The sequence below is a fragment of the Caballeronia sp. dw_19 genome (assembly GCF_018449515.1).
Classification (GTDB): Bacteria; Pseudomonadota; Gammaproteobacteria; order Burkholderiales; family Burkholderiaceae; genus Caballeronia.
Genome location: NZ_JAAVUQ010000042.1, coordinates 1 through 18,862, shown reverse-complemented (window position 1 = coordinate 18,862; position 18,862 = coordinate 1). Strand labels below are relative to the sequence as shown.

The following is an 18,862-nucleotide window of genomic DNA, read 5'->3' as shown; positions in this document are numbered from 1 at the left end:
TGAAGGGTTGTCGAGCGCTTAACGAGTGCTTGAGTGCTCGACAACCCGCGACCGCTGCCCGTTTCATCCGCTGAGCCCTGCGCCGCGCCGCCGCTTCCCGGCCACGCAACGCCTGACTGACGCGCCTTGTCGGTCATCCTGCTTGTTCAACCTCACCGACGCTCTCCCGCATGGCCGTATTCACCGCTGTCACCGATTCCCAGCTCACCGACTGGCTGCAACAGTACGAACTCGGCGAAGCCGTCGATTTCCGTGGCATTGCATCCGGTATCGAGAACAGCAACTTCTTCCTGACGACCACGCGCGGCGCGTATGTGCTGACGATCTTCGAGAACCTCACGGCCACGCAATTGCCGTTTTATCTCGATTTGATGCGTCATCTGGCGTCGCACGCCGTGCCGGTACCGGACCCCATGCCGCGTCGAGACGGGACGCTTTTCGGCACGCTGAACGGCAAGCCGGCGGCGATCGTGACGAAACTGGAAGGCGCGCCGGAACTGGCGCCGGGCCCCTTGCATTGCATCGAAGTGGGCCAGATGCTGGCGCGGCTTCATTTGGCCGGCCGGGATTTCCCCACGCATCAGCCGAACTTGCGAAGTCTCGCGTGGTGGCAGGAGAACGTGCCCGCCGTGTTATCGCATTTGAGCGACGCACAGCGCACGCTGATCGCGAGCGAGCTCGCCTATCAGGCGGCGTTTTTTGCATCGGACGCGTATCGGTCGCTGCCCGAAGGCCCATGCCACTGCGACCTGTTCCGCGACAACGTGCTGTTCGCGCATCCGACGGCGAATGAAACGCGGCTCGGCGGGTTTTTCGACTTCTATTTCGCCGGCAACGACAAATGGCTCTTCGATGTCGCCGTGTGCGTGAACGACTGGTGCATTGACTGGCCAAGCGGCGCGCTGGATATCGCGCGGGTCGATGCGTTGCTGCGCGCGTATCAGACGGTGCGGCCGTTCACGCCGGCCGAAGCGCATCACTGGAACGACATGCTGCGGGCGGGCGCGTTGCGCTTCTGGGTGTCGCGTCTTTATGATTTTTACCGGCCACGCGAAGCCGAGATGCTAAAACCTCACGATCCCGGCCATTTCGAACGCATTTTGCGCGAGCGCATCAACGTTGCGCCTCCTTCCGTTCACGGTAATTAATCAATGCAATTGATCGAAGTCCCCGCCAAAACCGGTTATGTGTGGTTCCGACAGGGTATCTGGCTGTTTCGCCGGAATCCGCTCGCGTTTCTCACGGTGTTCTTCGCCTATCTGTTTGCCATGACGCTAATCTCGCGGCTACCGCTGATCGGTCCCGTGCTGCCGCTGCTGCTGATTCCAGGCGTGGCCGTGGGGTTCATGGCGGCTTGCCGCAATACCATCGCGAAGAAACCGGTCTGGCCTACGGTGCTCGTCGACGGCTTTCGTGCCTATGGGCAAATCGTCGCACGCCGCCTGCTTGTGCTCGGCGTGATTTATGTGGCAGCCATGGGTCTGATCTTCGCCGCGTCCGCGCTGGTCGATGACGGCCTGCTGCTCAACATGATGCTCGGCAACGGCCCGGCCGGCGATCCGGAAACCGTGGCAGCAAGCTTCAACCCGCTCGCGGTGCTGGTGGCCATGGTCTGTTACCTGCCGGTCGCCATGCTGTTCTGGTTCGCGCCTATTCTGGTCGCGTGGCACGACGTGCCGCCGGTGAAAGCGCTGTTTTTCAGCTTCGTCAGTTGCTGGCGTAATCGCGGTGCGTTTGTCATCTACGGCGTGTTGTGGATTGGAATTGCGCTCGCCGTGTCCTTCGGACTCAGCGCGTTGATGCAAGTGCTCGGCGCCGCGCAGGAAATGGCGCTCGCGGTATTGATGCCGGCGTCCATCCTCGTCACGACCGCGTTGTATTGCTCGTTTTACGCCACGTATCGCGGCTGTTTCGGTGTGCAATCGGAAGATTCACCGGATATTCCGGATCCCTCCGAACCGTCGGTGTGAACCTTCCCGGATGAACGAACAGTCGGTGACTGTCCAGTCATCGACGTTTTGTTTTGTTTTGTGGCGTGCCGTGAAGCGAGAACACGCGGCTTGCTTAGTGCGCTAAATATTTGCGTACACTAGCGTCATATCCGTTTTAGCGTACTCAGGCGCGACTGCCATGACCTCTTCCCCGCAAATCCCGCTCGAACTCGACGCCCAGCTTTGCTTCGCGCTGTACTCGACCTCGCTCGCGATGACCAAGACGTACAAACCGCTGCTGGACAAGGTCGGACTGACCTATCCGCAGTACCTGACCATGTTGGTCCTGTGGCAAAGCGACAATCTGACCGTCAAGCAGCTGGCCGAACGGCTAAGCCTCGATTCGGCGACCATGACGCCTCTGCTCAAGCGTCTTGAAGCGCAGGGGTACGTCAAGCGCGTGCGGGGTATTGAAGACGAACGGCAGGTGCATGTCCATCTTTCCGACGCCGGTCGTGAACTGAAGAAGGCTATCCGCGATATCCCGGGCGAAATCTATTGCGCCGCCGGATCGGACGCCGACCGGCTCATCAAGCTGCGCGACGATCTGATGCGATTACGCGCGTCGCTGATGGAACACAACGAAGCCTAAAAACTCCGATAGTCACAACCAATCGCTCATTCGCCAATTTAGTTTGCACACAAATAATTATCGCGATATATTTAGTCCCGTTGACACCGCGTTACCGGATTCAGACCTGCAGTACCCTCTTTCTGCCGCCGAGCGGCAACCATTGAACAGGAGAACATCATGAGCATCCTTTACACAGCAACCGCAACGAGCACGGGTGGCCGCGACGGCCGGGCAGTATCGTCGGATGAAAACCTGGATGTGAAATTGAGCGCGCCGAAGGAATTGGGCGGCTCGGGCGCAGCCGGCACGAACCCGGAACAGCTATTTGCCGCTGGCTATTCGGCCTGTTTCCTGAGCGCGATGAAGTTTGTCGCCGGTCAGCAAAAGAAGACCGTTCCCGCCGACACGACGGTTACCGCCGACGTAGGCGTGGGCCCGAACGACAAGGGTGGCTTTGCACTGGACGTTGAATTGCGGGTTTCACTGCCGGGACTGGACGCGGCTGAAGCGCAAAAGCTGGTAGAGACGGCTCACCAAGTGTGCCCGTACTCGAACGCGACGCGCAATAACGTCGACGTACGCGTCAAGCTGGTCTGAGCTCGAAGGCGCGGCGAGACTTAAGCGATAGAAAGTCCGCGCCTGTCGCTCCAGCAATCACCATCCTGCTTGTCCTTCTACTCTGACTAACGAATTACTGCGCGAGCCACGAGGGATGACGCGACGATGCGCGACGATCCAGCTTCTGCATGCGGTATTCGAGGTCGTAAATGTCAGTGGCTTCGGCCAGATAAGCGTCGTTACGCTCCTTGTCACGCTGGTCGGCGGATTTCGTCAGGAACAGGAAGAGGCGGCTGAGCAGATACATGGTGAACCTCGCTTGATTGATTAGGGTAATTACCTAGTGCTTTGAACGAAGTATAGGGTAATCCCTAAGCAAATGCTAGCGCTCAAAAAAGAATCACGTTGATACGAAAGACTTTTTTACAACACTTGAGGGCTAAACCAGGGTCTCGTCACGCACGGCCGATTGCACGCGGCGCTGGTATTTGAAGAACTCCCACAGCATGGCCGACGCGTCCGGGCCTTTGGACGAATGGAACTGCACGGTGTCGTCACCGCCGCTCCAGGCATGGCCCAACCCGCGCACGATGCACGTCTTGATCACTCGCCGGCCGCCTTTGACGTAGTCCGTCACAACAGTGCCGTCGGCTTGAGTTTCCTCGCGGCGTTCGCCGTTGCGCCACGCACCGTTTGCGTCGATGAAACGGTTCAGGCGCAGGAATTCCGTTGTCAGTTGCTCGGCATTGATTTTCGATACGACCGAATCCAGCTCGCCGTGCACGATGATGGCCGGCATGCCGGGGTAATCGGCGACGTCGACTGCGGCATCGATCAAGCCGACAGGGTCGCTACGGGTGCCGCGCCGCATAGCGTCCATTGCACCAATCGCGGAGTTTGCGTCGCCGAAAACCACGCCTGAGTGCAATCCGACAGCCGCGAACAGCGACGGATATTTGACGGCGAGCATGGCTGCCAGCCCCGCACCGGCTGACATACCGGCCAGATAGATACGTTCGGAGTCGAAATGGTGAAGCGCAACAATCTCGCGCACGAGGGAAACAACCGCCGCCGCTTCACCTCCGCCGGAATTGGCGGAATCTTCGTACCAGTGCCAGCAGCGGTGCACGTGCGCGGTTTTCGATTGCTCGGGGTACAGCACGGCAAATCCGAAACGGTCCGCCAGCAAATTGATGCGCGTGCCCTGCGCAAACTCTTCGGCCGATTGCTGGCAGCCGTGCATCATCACGACCAGCGGCATGTCCGTGAGGGATGCGCCAGTCGGCAGATACAACGCGTACGCCAGGTGATTGACGAACCGGCCCGCGGCCGGCGGGGCCGAATGGAACGACCGGCTCCACTTTCCCGCTGCCCACGCCGAGGCTCGTGGCCTCACCCGTGACTCGCGAGTGACGCGTGGTTTGGCCGAGATTTTCGGTTTCGCCGCGACCGGTTTGGCCGCCTTGGCGCGAACAGGCCGCGCCGGAGCGCGCGTTTTGGGCGCTCGGGGCGGAGCGATCTGAGTCGCTACAAGGCGTTTCAAGCCTCGTAGCCAGAGTTTTGTCAGGCTTTTTGGCATCGAATTAAGGGTCCGCACAGAAGAATGGATCGCCAAACCCGTTCGGGAATGACGAATGTTGTGCAGTGCACAATAGCATCTATTCCGGGACCGTGCGCGTGCCACTGAATTTCACATTGCGTCACGTTGCCGACATGTACGCCGTTGATACGGTACGTTGCAGTAACTTTGATTCAATCCATTGTTATCTTTAGATTCCCTCTAAAAATTTCGGAGCGCGCTTGGGCAGATATACTGTCGGCTTTCCCTGCCCTGCAGAATCAATCTTCATGCCTGATTTGCCGCATTCACTCTGGCTCTCCATTACCTTGCTCGGCAGCGTCGGGGTCATGATTCCGCTCGCACTCGCGGTAGCCGCATGGCTGGCGCTTGGTTATCCATGGCGTTACGCAGCGTGCTGGCTTGGTGTGCTCGGCGCTGCCAGCGGGCTCGTGGCGTTGACGAAAATCGCGTTCATAGGATGGGGTGTCGGTGTGCGCGATCTGGATTTCACCGGAATCAGCGGTCATGCCATGGTGTCGTCGGCGGTGTTGCCTGTTGCGTTGTTCGTCGCGTGTTTGCCGGGGCGTAGGTGGGTGCGCGCGTCGGGAGTGTCGGTGGGCGTGTTGATCGGAATTGTGGTCGGCGTGTCGCGAATCTTGCTGAATGCGCATTCAGTGTCGGAAGTGGTGACAGGATGCGGGCTCGGCGCGCTCGCTGCGCTGGTGTTCGTAGTGTTCGCGTGGCGGGCGGAACCCGGCAAGTTGTCAGGGGCGCCGGTTGTGGTGAGTCTTGCGATGGTGGCCATCACGCTCTATGGGATTTCGGTGCCTTCGCAGCGCTGGATCACCGATATCGCCCTGCATTTGTCAGGCCGTGAGCAACCTTATATTCGCGCTCGATGGAAAGCGGGGCGCTATGACAAGCCCATTGCACCGCCGGCGCAACATATCGATGTGCGGTTTTCGGGGACGTCGGAATCGTAAAAGGGTTTTCGCTCGCGCTTGGTTTAGGGGATGGGGGGCGGGTTGGCAGTGTTAGGGGTCGGGGTTTATGCCGGGTTGCTAGGTTCTGGGGCTAGTGGTCGGGGTCAATGCCGGGTTGGTCGGTTCTGGGGTTAGCGGTCGGGGTCTATGCCGGGTTGGTGCTTTCGGCCGTGGTGGTCTGCGAGAGTCGGATTTTCTCTTTATCACTATTAGCCACTGTGCGTGGCGGCACGTCATTTCTTTGTCCAAAGCGACAAAGAAACGAAGCAAAGAAAACGCTTTCAAACACGCTACCCTAAGTGTCCACAGCGTGCAGTTTTGATTCATAGGTGCCCCAAAAGCACGGTGCTCGCCAGAGCGGAGGATGTGTGAAACCCTCCTTCTCCGAACACCGATACCCACACGCTTCGCCACCAGTGATTGGACCTGCCCAAGGAGCACCCCGCGCTATCCGCGGAGAACCGAGCTCCAAATGTGTACGCGTCTCGAACCACGTAGCCAACCCTCCTGGAAACGAGGCCGCAAAATGCGTGAGGCCATAGGCGACCCGCTGGCCGGCCGTGGACAACTCGCACCCCCACGCCAACGGAGCAAACTCACCTATGCAAATTCAACTGCTTAACCGTCCACTGAAGCGGGTCACCCCCAGACCGGCGAAAATAAGGCGCAGGCCACGCAAATAATTTGCAAAAAAAGAAGCTTTAAATATGCGTCGGCCGTATAGCCCACCGAGATAGCCACGCGGGCAACCCACCAAGACATGACAGTAAAGACGTGTGAGGCCGTACCGGTTCCTTAGCAATGGTGCTTGCCCGAGGGCGTACGGGGCGAAGCGTGTTCGTGTCAGGATTCGCGAGAAGGAGGGGTTCACACATCCTTCGCTCTGGCGAGCACCGTGCTTTTGGGGCACCTATGAATGAAAACTGCACGCTGTGGACACTTAGGGTAGCGTGGTTTAAAAGCGTTTTCTTTGCTTCGTTTCTTTGTCGCTTTGGACAAAGAAATGACGTGCCGCCACGCACAGTGGCTAATAGTGATAAAGAGAATATCCGACTCTCGCAGACCACCACGGCCGAAAGCACCACCCCGGCATAGACCCCGACCGCCAACCCCAACGCCCAACCCCAACGCCCAACCCCCCCACCCCAAACCCCAAGTGCGAACGAAAACCCCCTCCCGTTATAACCCCAACTATATTACGATACGCTTTCCATTCCCTTCGACCTGTCCATCGTGTTCAATCTCAAACACTCGCTGATCGCCGCTGTCTTCACATTCACGCTGCAATCCGCCGCCCACGCCGATGAAATCGTCGTCTCCGCCGCGGCAAGCCTGACCAATGCGTTCAAAGCCATCGGCGACGCCTACGAGAAACAGCATCCCGGCACGAAAGTCCTGATGAACTTCGGCGCCTCCGACGTGTTGATGCAGCAAATCGTGAAAGGCGCTCCCGCCGATGTGTTCGCCTCCGCCGATCAAAAGGCCATGGACAAGGCCATCGACGAAAAGGTCATCGATACCGACTCGCGTCGCGACTTTGCCGCGAACTCGCTCGTACTGATCGTCCCGAAAGACAGCACGTTTGCGCCCGCCAGCGTCAAAGACCTCACGGCCGCCAGCGTGAAACGCGTGGCCTACGGCGACCCGGCATCGGTGCCGGTCGGCCGCTATACCGAAGGCGCGCTGAAGGAAGCCGGCGTATGGGACGCAGTCAGCGCCAAGGGCGTGCTCGCGGCCAACGTGCGCCAAAGCCTGGACTACGTGGTGCGCGGCGAAGTGGACGCCGGCTTCGTATTCAGCACCGACGCCGCCGTGATGCCGGATCGCGTGAAAGTGGCGCTGAACGTGCCGACGCAAACATCGATTACCTACCCCATCGCCCAGGTCGCCCAGAGCAAACACGCCGCCGATGCCCAGCAGTTCATCGCGTACGTATTGTCACCGGACGGCCAGAAAACGCTCGCGCAATTCGGCTTCAAACCGCCAGTGAAATAACGCTGCTATATAGATAGAACCCAGATAGAACGCAAAACCATGGACCAGGCGTGGATTCCATTGCTGTTGTCGCTGAAAGTAGCGGGATGGGCGACAGCAATCGATGTCGTGCTCGGCGTCGCCGTGGCATTCGGTTTGTCACGCTGGCGTTCGTCGGCGCGTGAGCTCGTCGACTCGTTGCTAACGCTGCCGCTGGTCATGCCACCGACCGTGCTCGGTTATTACCTGCTCGTGTTACTAGGCCGGCGCGGCGTGATCGGCGCATGGCTCGACAAGTTCGACATCCAGTTGGTATTCACCTGGCAAGGCGCGGTAATCGCGTCCGCCGTGGTCGCGTTTCCGCTCGTGCTGAAGTCGGCGCGTACCGCATTCGAGACGGTCGATCCGCAATTCGAACGCGCGGCACGCACACTCGGCGTCAGCGAAGCCGCCGTGTTCTTCCGCGTGACGCTGCCGCTCGCCGCCCGCGGCATCCTGGCCGGCGCGCTGCTCGCATTTGCGCGTGCGCTGGGGGAGTTCGGCGCCACGCTGATGATCGCGGGGAACTTGCCGGGCAGGACCCAGACGCTCTCGGTCGCCGTCTATGCCGCAGTCCAGGCCGGCGATGACAGCACCGCAAACATCCTCGTGATCGTGACCTCGGTCACGTGCGTGGTCATCCTGCTCGCAGCCGGACGGCTGCTGCCGCAGCGCTCCACCGCATCGGTGCGTTAAACATGACCGCCATGACCGCCCTTACCGTCCGCCTGCGCAAGCATTTCATCACGCCCGAGCGCGATTTCATGCTCGATATCGCGTTTCGCTCAACCAGTCAGCGCATCGTGCTGTTCGGGCCGTCGGGCGCAGGCAAAAGCCTGACGCTGCAAACCATTGCCGGCCTGATCAAGCCGGATGAAGGCGAAATCGTCCTGAATGGAACCACGCTGCTGGATACAGCCAACGCAATCGACCTGAGCCCGCAAGCGCGCCGGATCGCGTACCTGTTTCAGGACTATGCACTGTTCCCGCACCTGAACGTGCGCCAGAATATTGCCTTCGGCCTGAAGCGCGGCTGGTGGAATCCGTCGAAACACGTTGCGCACACCGATGTGGACTACTGGTTGAATGCATTCGATCTGACCCAGGTTGCCCGGCAGTTTCCGGCGCAACTGTCGGGTGGGCAAAAGCAACGGGTTGCGTTGGCGCGCGCGCTGGTCCCGCATCCGCAATTGCTGTTGCTCGACGAGCCTTTTTCAGCGCTCGACATGACCTTGCGCCAGCGCATGCGCCAGGAACTGGCCGACCTTCAAAGCCGTCTGGATATTCCAATGGTGCTCATTACGCACGATCCCGACGACGTTGCCATGTTCGGCGATCAGGTCGTGAGTTTGCGCGAAGGCATCGTGCAGCCGGACGATGCGCTCAACACCCTCAATCCGTCACGCCAAGAATCACGCTCGACGCCTTGAACGCCGCGACGGCGGCCTGACCTTGCACGAGGCCCAGCGTCGTCACGCTCTCGTTGGTGATGATTGCGGTGACGGTGGTAGCGTCGTCCAGTGCGAGAGAAACCTCTGCGTTCACCGCACCCGGCGTCACGCTCGACACCTTGCCGCGCAACTGGTTACGCGCCGAGATCCGCATGGGTCCGGAAGACCCTTTGGCGTCATCGACCATCAGCATCACCCACGACGCCTTCACAAGCGCAAACGCCTCAACGCCTTCCTTGAGACCGAGCGAAGCGGTGCTTTCGTGCGTGACCACCGCGACAATGAATTGGCCGCCGGGCAACGCGAGTTCGACTTCATCGTTGACGGAACCGCGCGTGACTTTACTGACCGTGCCAAACAGCTGGTTGCGTGCGCTTGTTTTCATACCGATTCGTCCAATAAGCCGCCAGTCCTGCGCGAAACCTTCAATCGCCGCGCCCGCGCGTTCGAGAAACGCCTGATGCTCCCGTTCGATAACCCGATAGGTATCGATCAGTCTCAGCGCCTGCGCCGTCAGCGTGGTCCCGCCGCCGCCCTTGCCGCCCGTGGCACGGACGACGAGCGTGGTGCCGGCGAGGTTGTTCATGGTGTCGATGGCGTCCCACGCCGCTTTGTAACTCATTCCGACTGCCTTCGCCGCGCCCGTGATCGAACCGGTCTGCTGGATGGCCGCGAGCAACGCGATGCGCGCTGCGCCGCCAAGCGTGACCTCTCCGCTGCGAAGCCAGACTGACCCGCCTACTTCGATAGCATCGTGCGGTGTGCTACGGGATTCTTCGGTCATGGGGCGAGCGCGGGGCGCATGGCAAGAGAGTACGGAAGATTATATCGATGCATTCATTTGATCCGCGGCGGTTTTATCTTGCGCAGGATGCGCTCGCCTTCCATTGCGCTCATTCGTTGCGCGTTGACGGCAAAGCCCTTCGCCAAACCCTTCTGGAAATCGCTGGCTTCTTTCAGATCGGCCAGCCGCTGAGCAGCGACGGCCGCATCGTTGCCATCGCCCAGGACGCTTTGCAGATTCCCCAATGCCTCTTCAACTTCCTTACGGGTTTCCCGGGTCAGCAGCGAGCGGAAAAATTCGAGTGCGTAACGCAGGCGCTTGGCATGTATCCGCACTTTGTGTCGCGTGGGTGCATCGAGCGTGGTGAGATCCGGCGCCCGCTCGATCTTCCGATAATGCTTCGTGATGCGCTTCTGCGCATAAGCGGCGAGCGTCTGGTCCGCGTGCTTCGGGGGCGCTTCGAGCGTGCTGAACCACTCGACAAACGACAACGCGAGAAGAGCGTAGCGCGGGGAATTCATCGCGTCCTGCAGACGCTTGCGGGCCGCGATGCGGTGGGTATCGGCGGCGCTTTGCGTCGGTTTCCACGCGTCCTTATGCTGCGAGTCATCCGATGCCGCGTAGGCGGCAAGCGTAGCGTCGGCGAAGACGTCCCAGTCGCGGGCATCACCCAGCAAGTCGCCGAACCATTTCAGATCGGGTGCGACCCGGGTGGTCCAGGTGCCGTCGATCCATTCGGGGAAAAGCTTGAGCGCCGTCTTCAAGCGGCGCTGCGCCACTCTCAACTGATGCACGTGTTCCACCTCCAGCCCGCCGCGCGATGCAGCGTCGTTGCCGAACCATTGCGCCGCAACCGACTTGCCGATCTCGACGAATGCATCGGTCGGACTGGCGTCTTTCGACAACTTCAGCTTGCCGGCCCTGACCGGCTCACGCGAAGAGCGGTCGATAGCGATCGGCACGATCAGGAACGACAGCGTCTCCGCGATCTCATGGGCGGTCGCGAACAGCGCCTCGCGTGCGTCGGGGGCAGCGGTTAGCGTGAGCATTGCCGGGTGATCCGGGTCAAGCCGCAGCGTGGCGCGCACGTGCACACCGGTATCCATCTCGCCGGGCGTATCCCACTCGACGATCGCCGTCTCGGTGGCCTCGCTCAATGTAAAGCTGGCATCGCCGAGCAGGGTCTTGAGATCAGTTAGCACTGCCTCCGACTTGATCCAGGCGTGCAGCGTGTCAAAAGGCCCCGCCTCGGTTTCAATTCGCCGGATCAGCGGCCAGTCACGGCGCCTTGCCACGAAAATCCGATGGTCATCGTCAGTCTCGATTGCGACTTCCCAATCAACCAGCTTCGTCCTGGCTTTGTGCGATCGCAGCACGAAATCCGTCCGGCGCGCCGTTGCGAACCGGCTCAATCGCGCCAGCGCTTCGGCCGGCGGACCATTCGGCGCATCCAGAGCAACCATCATCAACTCGACGAGTTGCAACATAAGTTCCCCATGATGAGCGGCTGTCCTTGCCGGGCAGCAAGTCGCAAACCACACCTTCAGATCAGACGAATTTCATTGTTTCAAGCGTCATCAAACCGACATAAAGCCTATGCAACCATGAGCAACGCATTTCGCCAGAAGCGACGCCTTGCCGGTATTTCCTTACGCCTGAATTCCCTTCCGTACTCGCGCAGCCTCTAGCCCAAAGGACGTTCCATGCCTGACTTGACTCTTCCCGACAGCAACGACAGCAACGGACCTCGCTCGCTCGGACGCAGGCTGAGCATGCCGATATTCCTCGTCGTGATCGGCGTTGGCATTATCTATTGCGTGACGCATCTGATGCACGACCTGGAGTCGGTCCAACAGTCCTCAATACTGCCTTACGTCCTGCTCGGCGTCGCCTTGATGATCGCGCTTGGGTTCGAATTCGTAAATGGTTTCCACGATACGGCAAACGCCGTCGCCACCGTCATCTATACGAATTCGCTCGCGCCGAACCTCGCCGTCGTCTGGTCGGGCATGTGGAATTTTCTCGGTGTGCTGGTGTCGAGCGGCGCGGTGGCGTTCGGCATCCTGCAACTGCTGCCGGTGGAATTGATCCTGGGCGTCGGGACATCGCAGGGTTTTGCGATGGTCTTCGCTTTGCTGATCGCCGCGATCATCTGGAATCTCGGCACCTGGGCGCTCGGCATTCCTTCATCGAGCTCCCATACGCTGATTGGTTCGGTGATCGGCGTCGGCTTGATGAACCAGATGATGCACGGCCCGTCGGGAACATCGGGCGTCGACTGGGGCCAGGCGCTCGCGGTGGGCAAGTCGCTGCTGTTCTCGCCGGTGGTCGGCTTCATCCTGGCGGGTTTGCTGCTCTACGTGATGAAGCTCGTGGTGCGGGTTCCCGCGCTCTATAAAGAGCCGAAGAAAAACACGCCGCCGCCATTCTGGATTCGCTGCCTGTTGATCCTGACCTGCACGGGCGTGTCGTTCGCGCACGGTTCCAACGATGGCCAGAAAGGCATGGGCCTCATCATGCTGATCCTGATCGGCACCGTGCCGACCGCCTATGCGCTGAACAAGGCCGTCACGCCGGCCGAGACGCAGACCTTCCTGTCGGTCGGCCATCACGCCTCCGAAGTGCTCGGCAAGTACACCAACGGCGCCGCCCCCGTTGCCGACCCGCGCGGTACGGTGCAGCGCTACGTGCAGACCAAGACGGTCGCGCCGGACACGGTTGTCGCGCTCGAGCAGCTCACCGAGATCATCGACGGACAAGTCGGGCCTGCGTCCTCGATGGCGGCCGTGCCGCAAAATATCGTGAATAACGTGCGCAACAATATGTATGTGGCCTCCGAAGCGCTGCGCCTGATGGACAAGCAAAACGCCCCTGCTTTCGCCGCCGATGACGCCGCCGTGCTCAAGAACTTCAAAGGCCAGCTCGACCATGCGACCAAGTTCATTCCGACGTGGGTGAAAGTAGCCGTGGCGGTAGCGCTCGGCTTGGGCACGATGGTCGGCTGGAAGCGGATCGTGGTGACGGTCGGCGAACGGATCGGCAAGACCCATCTGACGTATGGACAAGGGGCATCGGCCGAACTGGTCGCGATGGTGACCATTGGCGCGGCAGACGTCTACGGCTTGCCCGTCAGTACGACCCACGTGCTGTCCTCAGGGGTCGCGGGGACTATGGCTGCGAACGGTTCAGGACTGCAGTGGCGCACCGTGCGCAGCCTCGCGCTTGCCTGGATTTTGACCTTGCCGGTTTCGATTGCGCTGGCCGCAGGATTGTTCTGGGTGTTCCGCGGGCTGTTCTAAGCGGCACATGGAAGCCTGAACGGGCTTTTCCAAACGCGGATTTAAGCCTCCTTCGTATTAAGGCGCGAGTGGTTTTTTCAAACCCCTCGCGTGCTTGCAGAATTTGCCGATAGCCGACGGCTGTTTGTTCCTCTTTCGGCCACCCGCCTTACTCCACATGCTTTTCCCGACGGGCACAGCGCTTGCTGTAAGAAAGCGGTAATCGCGAGGGTATTGGCGCAGCGGACACGTAAAGAAGCAATCCGCCGATACTCACGCCGCATCAAACGCGGCATCGCCATTCACTCTTCAGCAGACTTTAATAATTAAGGGGAAGTGGAATGATCGGAACAATCTTGCTTGTCGTGTTGATCCTGCTGCTGCTCGGCGCTTTCCCCTCATGGCCGCACAGCCGTAGCTGGGGGTATGGCCCAAGTGGGATCCTGGGCGTGGTCGTGATCGTTGTGATCGTGCTGCTGCTCATGGGACGACTATAGATTTAAGTCAATCGCTGCGTCATCCGCCCGCCCCACTATGTGGCGATGATGCAAGATAAACGGCGAACGCCAGGGCGCTCAGGTGCAGCGGCGTTTCGTGAAACTGCTGCAGACTGTTGTGTTACCGCCTGCCAGAAGGAGAACATCCCTTGTGGCGGGCGGTTTTCATTCGCTTCTGAGCGCTCTTCGAAATTGACTGATCAAGGAGTACACATTTCATGGACCTGCATCTGGAAGGCAAACTCGCACTCGTCTCGGGATCGACGAAAGGCATTGGCCTCGCCATTGCCACCGGACTGGCGCGTGAAGGTGCGCGTGTGATCGTGAACGGGCGCAAACAGGCATCCGTCGATGAAGCCCTGGCGAAACTACGTGCCCGGGTGCCCGGCGCGAATGCGGAAGGTTTCGCCGGCGATCTCTCCGACGCCAGCCAGATCGATTCTCTGGTTGCACGCTATCCGGCTGTCGATGTGCTCGTGAACAACCTCGGCATTTTCGATCCAAAGCCGTTCGAGGAAATTCCGGATGACGAATGGTTGCGTTTCTTCGATACCAACGTGATGTCAGGCGTACGGCTGGCGCGCGCTTACCTGCCGAAGATGAAAGCGAAGAACTGGGGTCGCGTGGTGTTCATCAGCAGCGAGAGTGGCATACAGATTCCCGTCGAGATGATTCACTACGGCGTGACGAAGACGGCGCAACTGGGATTGTCGCGTGGGCTAGCCGAACACTGCGCAGGCACCGGCGTGACGGTGAACGCGGTATTGCCCGGTCCGACGCATTCCGACGGTCTCGACGAAATGGCCGCGAAGGGCATGGGCAACAAGTCGTTCGCAGAGTTCGAGAAAGGCTTCTTCGAAACGGCGCGGCCGAGTTCCCTGCTGAAGCGTTTTGCCACGACGGAAGAAGTGGCGAATATGGTGGTGTACGTGTGCTCGGAAGCGTCGTCCGCTACGAATGGCGCTGCGCTGCGGGTGGACGGCGGAGTTGTGCGGTCCGCTTTTTGAACGGTGTACACCGCACTGGATCAACGCCCCGAACTCAGGATCACACGCGCAATACGCGTCCGTCCGGTCCGATCAGCGGCGGCAGGCGCGGCGTTGAGTCCGTCCCTTTGGGCGCCATTTTCGCGTGTCCCGGATTCGCCGGGGCAGGCGTGAGCGCCGGTGGTGCGATGCTGGTTTTATCGGCGACCTGCTTGACGGCTGGGCCGCTCTTGCGCTTTTTCTTTACCTGCGCCGACTGCACGCAGCGCGGTTTGGCCTTCGATTTATGCATTTGCGCTTCGGGCGGATTCCAGACTTCGACGTACCGCTGCGCCGCAGCGGCGGCGAGCGAGCCCAGACCCATGAATCCGGCCAGGACCGCAAGCACGACGTTCGAAGAGAGTGTGGATAAAACAGGTCTCACAGCAAGTGCTCCAGAGTGTTCAGTGCCCACCAGCGCGCAAAAGTATAGCGTCCAGTGAGCGCTGCGAAGTGTCGAGTTCAAGCAACGCGCTGTCCAGCCGTTGCAGCGCCAGCGCGACCGTGCGGCCGTCCGCGTCCAGTTCCGGTTCGCTGCGCGTAGCGTCAAAAGCGGCCGATACTGCGCGCGTAGCCTGCACGTAACGGGCGAGCGCAGCGGCTTCAGCAGAGGAATGACTGTTCATGTTTCGTGTCCATGCAAAAGCATTCACCTGTATGAATATACAGTAATGCCGGGCGACGGAAAAGCATTCGCGCAGCGATGAGCAGTGTGCACGTAAACCCGTCTGGTTTTAAGTTGCACTTAATTGTCGGAAGGCACATTACAAACGCGAGCTTTTATCGCCGCCACCGGCGGCGGCTTTTAAATCAGGGCTTTCACCGCGAGGACACGTCATGGCCGCCAGCGCATCGTTTCAGAACATCAAGTCCACGATGAAAACCGACCACGCCCTGCCGCTGCACGAATGCCGGCTTTCCGAGGCCGTGGAAAGACCGTGGGGCAAGGCGTATCGAATGGTCGAATGGGCGCGTAAGAGTGATCCCTGCAGCCAGTTCAGCGTCGTGCCGGCAGAGTTCACTACATCAGAGATCGCAGAAGTATTGCGCGCGCACGTGTCGGGGCGGCGCTACGGTCCGACGGATTCAGATGGGAACGTCCAGGAATAACGCTTCCCATACCACGCTAAACACTAGCAGCGGCGCTTTTTGGCCCCGCTGCGAACCGACATACACTTGGGCGCGGCTCCCGGTCGCAGTTAAAACTTGATATAGTCCACAAATAGACTAATATACGAATCAAGTTCTTAACGAGACTTATCTATATGCCACGCGCTCAACGCGTTCCGGGCCCCATTGCTACGCCACAGCCGTCGATCGCGGACATGTCCGCGGCAGGTTTGCGTGCATTTTTCAATATCGCGCGCGACTGGGCCCTGTCAGCCGATGAGCAGATCGTTTTGCTCGGTTCTCCGGGGCGGTCTACGTTCTTCAAGTGGAAAGCCACGCCGCAAACGGCGCGTCTTGGGCGCGACACGCTCGAGCGGCTTTCGCTGATTCTCGGCATTTACAAGGCGTTGCAGATCCTGTTGCCACAAGCCGAAGCCGCGGATGGCTGGATCAAGCGCGCGAATACCGCGCCGCCGTTTGGCGGACGACGCGCGCTTGACCGCATGCTCGCGGGCAACGTGAGCGATCTCGTGGCGGTTCGCCAATATCTCGATGCGATGCGAGGCGGTTGGGCGTGAGCGATCTATCCAATCTGCCGCAAGCTGAAAACGACTGGCACGCTGACTGGCCGCACGCTGACCTCAATTGGTCGCCGGCTTATCGCGTGATTCCCACGCGTTTTCCTGCCGTGAACCTGTTCGATCGCGTTGCATCGCCTCAGGATTTCGATGCCCTTTACGCGCTCGAAGCCATGACCAATGACCGCTTGCGCACAGAAGTGGGCGACCTGGATCTGGTGCCGCTCGCCGAGCGTCAGTTCGGCGCCGGTTACGGTCCGATCATGGCAGCCTTCACCCATCTGAACCCGAACGGCAGCCGATTCTCCGATGGCAGCTACGGCGTGTTTTATTGCGCGCGCGACCGGCGCTCGGCCATTGAGGAAACGCGTTATCACTCCGCGTTGTTTCTCGCGGACACGAAACAAGCGCCATTGCGTCAGCAGATGCGGCTCTACACCGTGCTGGCGCAAGGCGATGTCATCGATCTGTGCAAAGGCCGGCTGGAACAAGCTACGCTTGATCCAGCGATTCTTTCGCCATCCAGTTACGTCGCGGGGCAGGCGTTGGGACGGGCTGCGCGGGAAGCGGGTGCGCCGGGCATCGCGTATCCGTCGGTGCGGGATCACGGCGGCGAATGCCTCGCCGCTTTCCGCACTACGTTGCTGCGCGATTGCCATCATGCTGCTTATCTGGAATACGAATGGAATGGCGAGGCCGTGACCAACGTCTTCGAAATGAGCAAGGTCGGTTAGGCCGGGCAATTTAGCTGGGCAACTCAACTGGCTGATTTAGCGGATGGCCACCGCCGTCGATGACCGTACGCGCGCGATCTTCTTGCTCGTGGGGCGCGCGGCTGCCGATGCATTTTTCGGTGTGGAGGCCTCCCCCCGGACGTCCTTCGACGAGTTCTTTAGCGCAGCCGCTTTCGCTTTTCGACTGGACTTGTCGAGCAGTCCGGCGAGCTGCGGATCAGCGCCATTTGCGGGATTCTTGCGACCGCGCGCTGCTTCCCGGGCTCGGCGCTTTGCGTCCTTCTCCAGAAAAATGGCGAGCAAGGTTTCGTCGGTTTTCAGGCCGGATCGGCGGGAGGGTGGCAGTTCGTCGGCGAGTTCACCGGCTTCGAACGCTTCGATCACCGCTGGGTGGACATAGCATTTGCGGCATACGGCCGGTGTGTTGCGCAATATCTTCGATACTTCCTTGATCGTGCCGACCACATGCTTGCGCGCTTCGGTCACGGTTTCCCACGCCAGCTTGCGCAACGCCGCCAGGGCGAACACGCTGCCGGCCCATGTCCGGTAGTCCTTCGCGGTGAAGTCGGTGCCGGTGATGTCGTGGAGGTAGTCGTTGATATCGGAGGAGCTGACGGTGTGGCGTTCGCCGTTCGCGTCGAGGTACTGGAACAGGTCGTGGCCGGGCAGGTCCATGCAGCGTTTTATGATCCTGGCGATGCGCGGGTCGCTCACCGAGACATCGTGTTCGATTCCGCTTTTGCCGCGGAACTGGAAGCGTAGCGTGCCGGATTTGACGCTCAGGTGTTTCTTGCGCAGGGTGGTGAGTCCGTCGGACTTGTTTTCGCGCGCGTATTCTTCGCTGCCTACGCGGATCAGCGTGGTGTCGAGGAGCTTGACCACGGTGGCCAGGACCTTGTCGCGGGGCATGCCTTCGAGGTCGAAGTCCCGGGTTACGCGGGCACGGAGTTTCGGCAATACGGCGCCGAACGCCAGCATGCGTTCGTACTTGGTGGCGTCGCGGGTTTCGCGCCAATGCGGGTGATATCGATATTGTTTGCGGCCGCGGGCATCGCGGCCGGTGGCTTGCAGGTGGCCGCGCGAGTCGGGGCAGATCCAGACGTTGGTGTACGCGGGAGGGATAGCGAGGGCGTTGATGCGTTTGATGTCGGCGTCGTCAGAGAGGGGGTTGCCCTGGGTGTTGAAATAGACGAAGGCGCCGTTTTTCCATGTGCGAGTGTAGCCGGGGCGGGAGTCATCGACGTAGCGCAGACCTGGGGGCAGGTCTTCCGGGCAGCCCTTGATCTCGCTCTGCGGTTGTTGGTCCTGGGGTTGCTGGGGGGATGTCACTGCGTGCCTCGCTGGGGTCTCGTTCGATTAGACGGGATTCGAGCAAGGCCCATACCACTAGGTTTTCGTTCGCACTCGTCAGGTTTGGGGTTGGGTTGGTGGGGTTCTGGGTTAGTTGGTCGGAGTTTATGCCGGGTTGCCAGGGTTCTGGGTTAGCGGTTGGGGTCTAGGGTTTGGTTGGGGTCTAGGGTTAGCGGTTGGGGTCTAGGGTTAGCGGTTGGGGTCTAGGGTTAGCGGTTGGGGTCTAGGGTTAGCGGTTGGGGTCTAGGGTTAGCGGTTGGGGTCTATGCCGGGTTGGTGCTTTCAGCCTTAGTGGTCTGCGAGAGTCGGATTTTCTCTTTATCACTATTAGCCACTGTGCGTGGCGGCACGTCATTTCTTTGTCCAAAGCGACAA

Annotated in this window: 21 protein-coding genes; 14 read left to right on the top strand and 7 right to left on the bottom strand. The window is 60.1% G+C overall.

Going from position 1 to position 18,862, the window contains the following annotated elements; translation table 11 throughout:
• Nucleotides 1-170: 170 nt before the first annotated feature.
• The 4 genes from HB376_RS34345 to HB376_RS34330 all read left to right on the top strand — a co-directional run bounded on the left by HB376_RS34345 (nucleotide 171) and on the right by HB376_RS34330 (nucleotide 3,162).
• The gene (locus HB376_RS34345; RefSeq protein ID WP_213768130.1) at nucleotides 171-1,148 is read left to right on the top strand and encodes a homoserine kinase; all 978 of its coding nucleotides are present in this window, start codon (nucleotides 171-173) and stop codon (nucleotides 1,146-1,148) included.
• A gap of 3 nt (nucleotides 1,149-1,151) precedes the next feature.
• A complete protein-coding gene (locus HB376_RS34340) occupies nucleotides 1,152-1,970 on the top strand; it encodes a BPSS1780 family membrane protein (RefSeq protein WP_213768129.1) in 819 nt (272 codons plus the stop codon).
• 160 nt (nucleotides 1,971-2,130) lie between these two features.
• Nucleotides 2,131-2,583 (top strand): MarR family transcriptional regulator, encoded by a 453-nt coding sequence (locus tag HB376_RS34335; RefSeq protein ID WP_213768128.1) that lies wholly within the window; start codon nucleotides 2,131-2,133, stop codon nucleotides 2,581-2,583.
• Between the two features lie 159 nt (nucleotides 2,584-2,742).
• Nucleotides 2,743-3,162 carry an organic hydroperoxide resistance protein gene (locus tag HB376_RS34330; protein ID WP_213768127.1) on the top strand — a complete coding sequence of 140 codons (420 nt, stop codon included), beginning with the start codon at nucleotides 2,743-2,745 and terminating at the stop codon, nucleotides 3,160-3,162.
• Between the two features lie 94 nt (nucleotides 3,163-3,256).
• Here the strand turns inward: HB376_RS34330 and HB376_RS34325 are convergent, their stop codons facing one another.
• Together HB376_RS34325 and HB376_RS34320 are read right to left on the bottom strand one after the other, a co-directional pair.
• Nucleotides 3,257-3,430 (bottom strand): DUF3563 family protein, encoded by a 174-nt coding sequence (locus HB376_RS34325; RefSeq protein WP_075645337.1) that lies wholly within the window; start codon nucleotides 3,428-3,430, stop codon nucleotides 3,257-3,259.
• Nucleotides 3,431-3,562: 132 nt separating this feature from the next.
• Nucleotides 3,563-4,702 (bottom strand): PHB depolymerase family esterase, encoded by a 1,140-nt coding sequence (locus tag HB376_RS34320; protein ID WP_213768125.1) that lies wholly within the window; start codon nucleotides 4,700-4,702, stop codon nucleotides 3,563-3,565.
• 269 nt (nucleotides 4,703-4,971) lie between these two features.
• Between HB376_RS34320 and HB376_RS34315 the strand changes: the two genes are divergently transcribed.
• The 4 genes from HB376_RS34315 (at nucleotide 4,972) to HB376_RS34300 (ending at nucleotide 9,110) form a co-directional block, all read left to right on the top strand.
• Entirely contained in the window at nucleotides 4,972-5,667 is a 696-nt protein-coding gene (locus HB376_RS34315) for a phosphatase PAP2 family protein (RefSeq protein ID WP_213768124.1), read from the top strand.
• 1,254 nt (nucleotides 5,668-6,921) lie between these two features.
• Entirely contained in the window at nucleotides 6,922-7,662 is a 741-nt protein-coding gene (gene modA, locus HB376_RS34310; protein ID WP_255631733.1) for a molybdate ABC transporter substrate-binding protein, read from the top strand.
• A gap of 39 nt (nucleotides 7,663-7,701) precedes the next feature.
• The gene (gene modB / locus HB376_RS34305) at nucleotides 7,702-8,376 is read left to right on the top strand and encodes a molybdate ABC transporter permease subunit (protein ID WP_213768122.1); all 675 of its coding nucleotides are present in this window, start codon (nucleotides 7,702-7,704) and stop codon (nucleotides 8,374-8,376) included.
• An 11-nt stretch (nucleotides 8,377-8,387) separates the two neighbouring features.
• Complete coding sequence (locus tag HB376_RS34300; protein WP_213768182.1) at nucleotides 8,388-9,110, top strand: ATP-binding cassette domain-containing protein; 723 nt, start codon at nucleotides 8,388-8,390, stop codon at nucleotides 9,108-9,110.
• Here the strand turns inward: HB376_RS34300 and HB376_RS34295 are convergent.
• Both HB376_RS34295 and HB376_RS34290 read right to left on the bottom strand, forming a co-directional pair.
• The gene (locus tag HB376_RS34295; RefSeq protein ID WP_213768120.1) at nucleotides 9,073-9,915 is read right to left on the bottom strand and encodes a TOBE domain-containing protein; all 843 of its coding nucleotides are present in this window, start codon (nucleotides 9,913-9,915) and stop codon (nucleotides 9,073-9,075) included. The genes HB376_RS34300 and HB376_RS34295 overlap by 38 nt on opposite strands.
• Nucleotides 9,916-9,968: 53 nt before the next feature.
• Nucleotides 9,969-11,402 carry a CHAD domain-containing protein gene (locus tag HB376_RS34290; RefSeq protein ID WP_213768119.1) on the bottom strand — a complete coding sequence of 478 codons (1,434 nt, stop codon included), beginning with the start codon at nucleotides 11,400-11,402 and terminating at the stop codon, nucleotides 9,969-9,971.
• A gap of 216 nt (nucleotides 11,403-11,618) precedes the next feature.
• On the opposite strand from HB376_RS34290, the gene HB376_RS34285 reads away from it, so the two are divergent.
• The 3 genes from HB376_RS34285 (at nucleotide 11,619) to HB376_RS34275 (ending at nucleotide 14,697) form a co-directional block, all read left to right on the top strand.
• Nucleotides 11,619-13,214, top strand: a complete 1,596-nt coding sequence (locus HB376_RS34285) for an inorganic phosphate transporter (protein ID WP_213768118.1) — start codon at nucleotides 11,619-11,621, stop codon at nucleotides 13,212-13,214.
• Nucleotides 13,215-13,534: 320 nt separating this feature from the next.
• Complete coding sequence (locus HB376_RS34280; RefSeq protein WP_213768117.1) at nucleotides 13,535-13,690, top strand: DUF3309 family protein; 156 nt, start codon at nucleotides 13,535-13,537, stop codon at nucleotides 13,688-13,690.
• Nucleotides 13,691-13,908: 218 nt separating this feature from the next.
• The gene (locus HB376_RS34275) at nucleotides 13,909-14,697 is read left to right on the top strand and encodes an SDR family oxidoreductase (RefSeq protein WP_213768116.1); all 789 of its coding nucleotides are present in this window, start codon (nucleotides 13,909-13,911) and stop codon (nucleotides 14,695-14,697) included.
• Between the two features lie 40 nt (nucleotides 14,698-14,737).
• Here the strand turns inward: HB376_RS34275 and HB376_RS34270 are convergent, their stop codons facing one another.
• Nucleotides 14,738-15,100, bottom strand: coding sequence for a hypothetical protein (locus HB376_RS34270; RefSeq protein WP_346730644.1), 363 nt, complete (start codon nucleotides 15,098-15,100; stop codon nucleotides 14,738-14,740).
• Between the two features lie 19 nt (nucleotides 15,101-15,119).
• On the bottom strand, nucleotides 15,120-15,341 hold the full coding sequence (locus tag HB376_RS34265) for a hypothetical protein (RefSeq protein ID WP_213768115.1): 222 nt from the start codon (nucleotides 15,339-15,341) through the stop codon (nucleotides 15,120-15,122).
• Nucleotides 15,342-15,552: 211 nt separating this feature from the next.
• Here HB376_RS34265 and HB376_RS34260 point away from each other — a divergent pair, with 211 nt between their 5' ends.
• The 3 genes from HB376_RS34260 (at nucleotide 15,553) to HB376_RS34250 (ending at nucleotide 17,137) form a co-directional block, all read left to right on the top strand.
• A complete protein-coding gene (locus HB376_RS34260) occupies nucleotides 15,553-15,825 on the top strand; it encodes a DUF2866 domain-containing protein (RefSeq protein ID WP_213768114.1) in 273 nt (90 codons plus the stop codon).
• A gap of 155 nt (nucleotides 15,826-15,980) precedes the next feature.
• Nucleotides 15,981-16,403 (top strand): MbcA/ParS/Xre antitoxin family protein, encoded by a 423-nt coding sequence (locus HB376_RS34255; protein WP_213768113.1) that lies wholly within the window; start codon nucleotides 15,981-15,983, stop codon nucleotides 16,401-16,403.
• A 14-nt stretch (nucleotides 16,404-16,417) separates the two neighbouring features.
• Nucleotides 16,418-17,137 carry an RES family NAD+ phosphorylase gene (locus HB376_RS34250; RefSeq protein ID WP_213768179.1) on the top strand — a complete coding sequence of 240 codons (720 nt, stop codon included), beginning with the start codon at nucleotides 16,418-16,420 and terminating at the stop codon, nucleotides 17,135-17,137.
• A gap of 36 nt (nucleotides 17,138-17,173) precedes the next feature.
• Here the strand turns inward: HB376_RS34250 and HB376_RS34245 are convergent, their stop codons facing one another.
• The gene (locus HB376_RS34245; protein WP_346730645.1) at nucleotides 17,174-18,421 is read right to left on the bottom strand and encodes a DNA topoisomerase IB; all 1,248 of its coding nucleotides are present in this window, start codon (nucleotides 18,419-18,421) and stop codon (nucleotides 17,174-17,176) included.
• Nucleotides 18,422-18,862 lie beyond the last annotated feature (441 nt).

Bases quoted from the DNA above. Each gene is read 5' to 3' on its own strand.
- modB (WP_213768122.1), top strand. From the start codon at position 7,702: ATGGACCAGGCGTGGATTCCATTGCTGTTGTCGCTGAAAGTAGCGGGA.
- HB376_RS34345 (WP_213768130.1), top strand. From the start codon at position 171: ATGGCCGTATTCACCGCTGTCACCGATTCCCAGCTCACCGACTGGCTG.
- HB376_RS34340 (WP_213768129.1), top strand. From the start codon at position 1,152: ATGCAATTGATCGAAGTCCCCGCCAAAACCGGTTATGTGTGGTTCCGA.
- HB376_RS34295 (WP_213768120.1), bottom strand. From the start codon at position 9,915: ATGACCGAAGAATCCCGTAGCACACCGCACGATGCTATCGAAGTAGGC.
- HB376_RS34300 (WP_213768182.1), top strand. From the start codon at position 8,388: ATGACCGCCCTTACCGTCCGCCTGCGCAAGCATTTCATCACGCCCGAG.
- HB376_RS34330 (WP_213768127.1), top strand. From the start codon at position 2,743: ATGAGCATCCTTTACACAGCAACCGCAACGAGCACGGGTGGCCGCGAC.
- HB376_RS34325 (WP_075645337.1), bottom strand. From the start codon at position 3,430: ATGTATCTGCTCAGCCGCCTCTTCCTGTTCCTGACGAAATCCGCCGAC.
- HB376_RS34315 (WP_213768124.1), top strand. From the start codon at position 4,972: ATGCCTGATTTGCCGCATTCACTCTGGCTCTCCATTACCTTGCTCGGC.
- HB376_RS34335 (WP_213768128.1), top strand. From the start codon at position 2,131: ATGACCTCTTCCCCGCAAATCCCGCTCGAACTCGACGCCCAGCTTTGC.
- HB376_RS34260 (WP_213768114.1), top strand. From the start codon at position 15,553: ATGGCCGCCAGCGCATCGTTTCAGAACATCAAGTCCACGATGAAAACC.
- HB376_RS34320 (WP_213768125.1), bottom strand. From the start codon at position 4,702: ATGCCAAAAAGCCTGACAAAACTCTGGCTACGAGGCTTGAAACGCCTT.
- HB376_RS34255 (WP_213768113.1), top strand. From the start codon at position 15,981: ATGCCACGCGCTCAACGCGTTCCGGGCCCCATTGCTACGCCACAGCCG.
- HB376_RS34285 (WP_213768118.1), top strand. From the start codon at position 11,619: ATGCCTGACTTGACTCTTCCCGACAGCAACGACAGCAACGGACCTCGC.
- HB376_RS34275 (WP_213768116.1), top strand. From the start codon at position 13,909: ATGGACCTGCATCTGGAAGGCAAACTCGCACTCGTCTCGGGATCGACG.
- HB376_RS34290 (WP_213768119.1), bottom strand. From the start codon at position 11,402: ATGTTGCAACTCGTCGAGTTGATGATGGTTGCTCTGGATGCGCCGAAT.
- HB376_RS34265 (WP_213768115.1), bottom strand. From the start codon at position 15,341: ATGAACAGTCATTCCTCTGCTGAAGCCGCTGCGCTCGCCCGTTACGTG.
- HB376_RS34280 (WP_213768117.1), top strand. From the start codon at position 13,535: ATGATCGGAACAATCTTGCTTGTCGTGTTGATCCTGCTGCTGCTCGGC.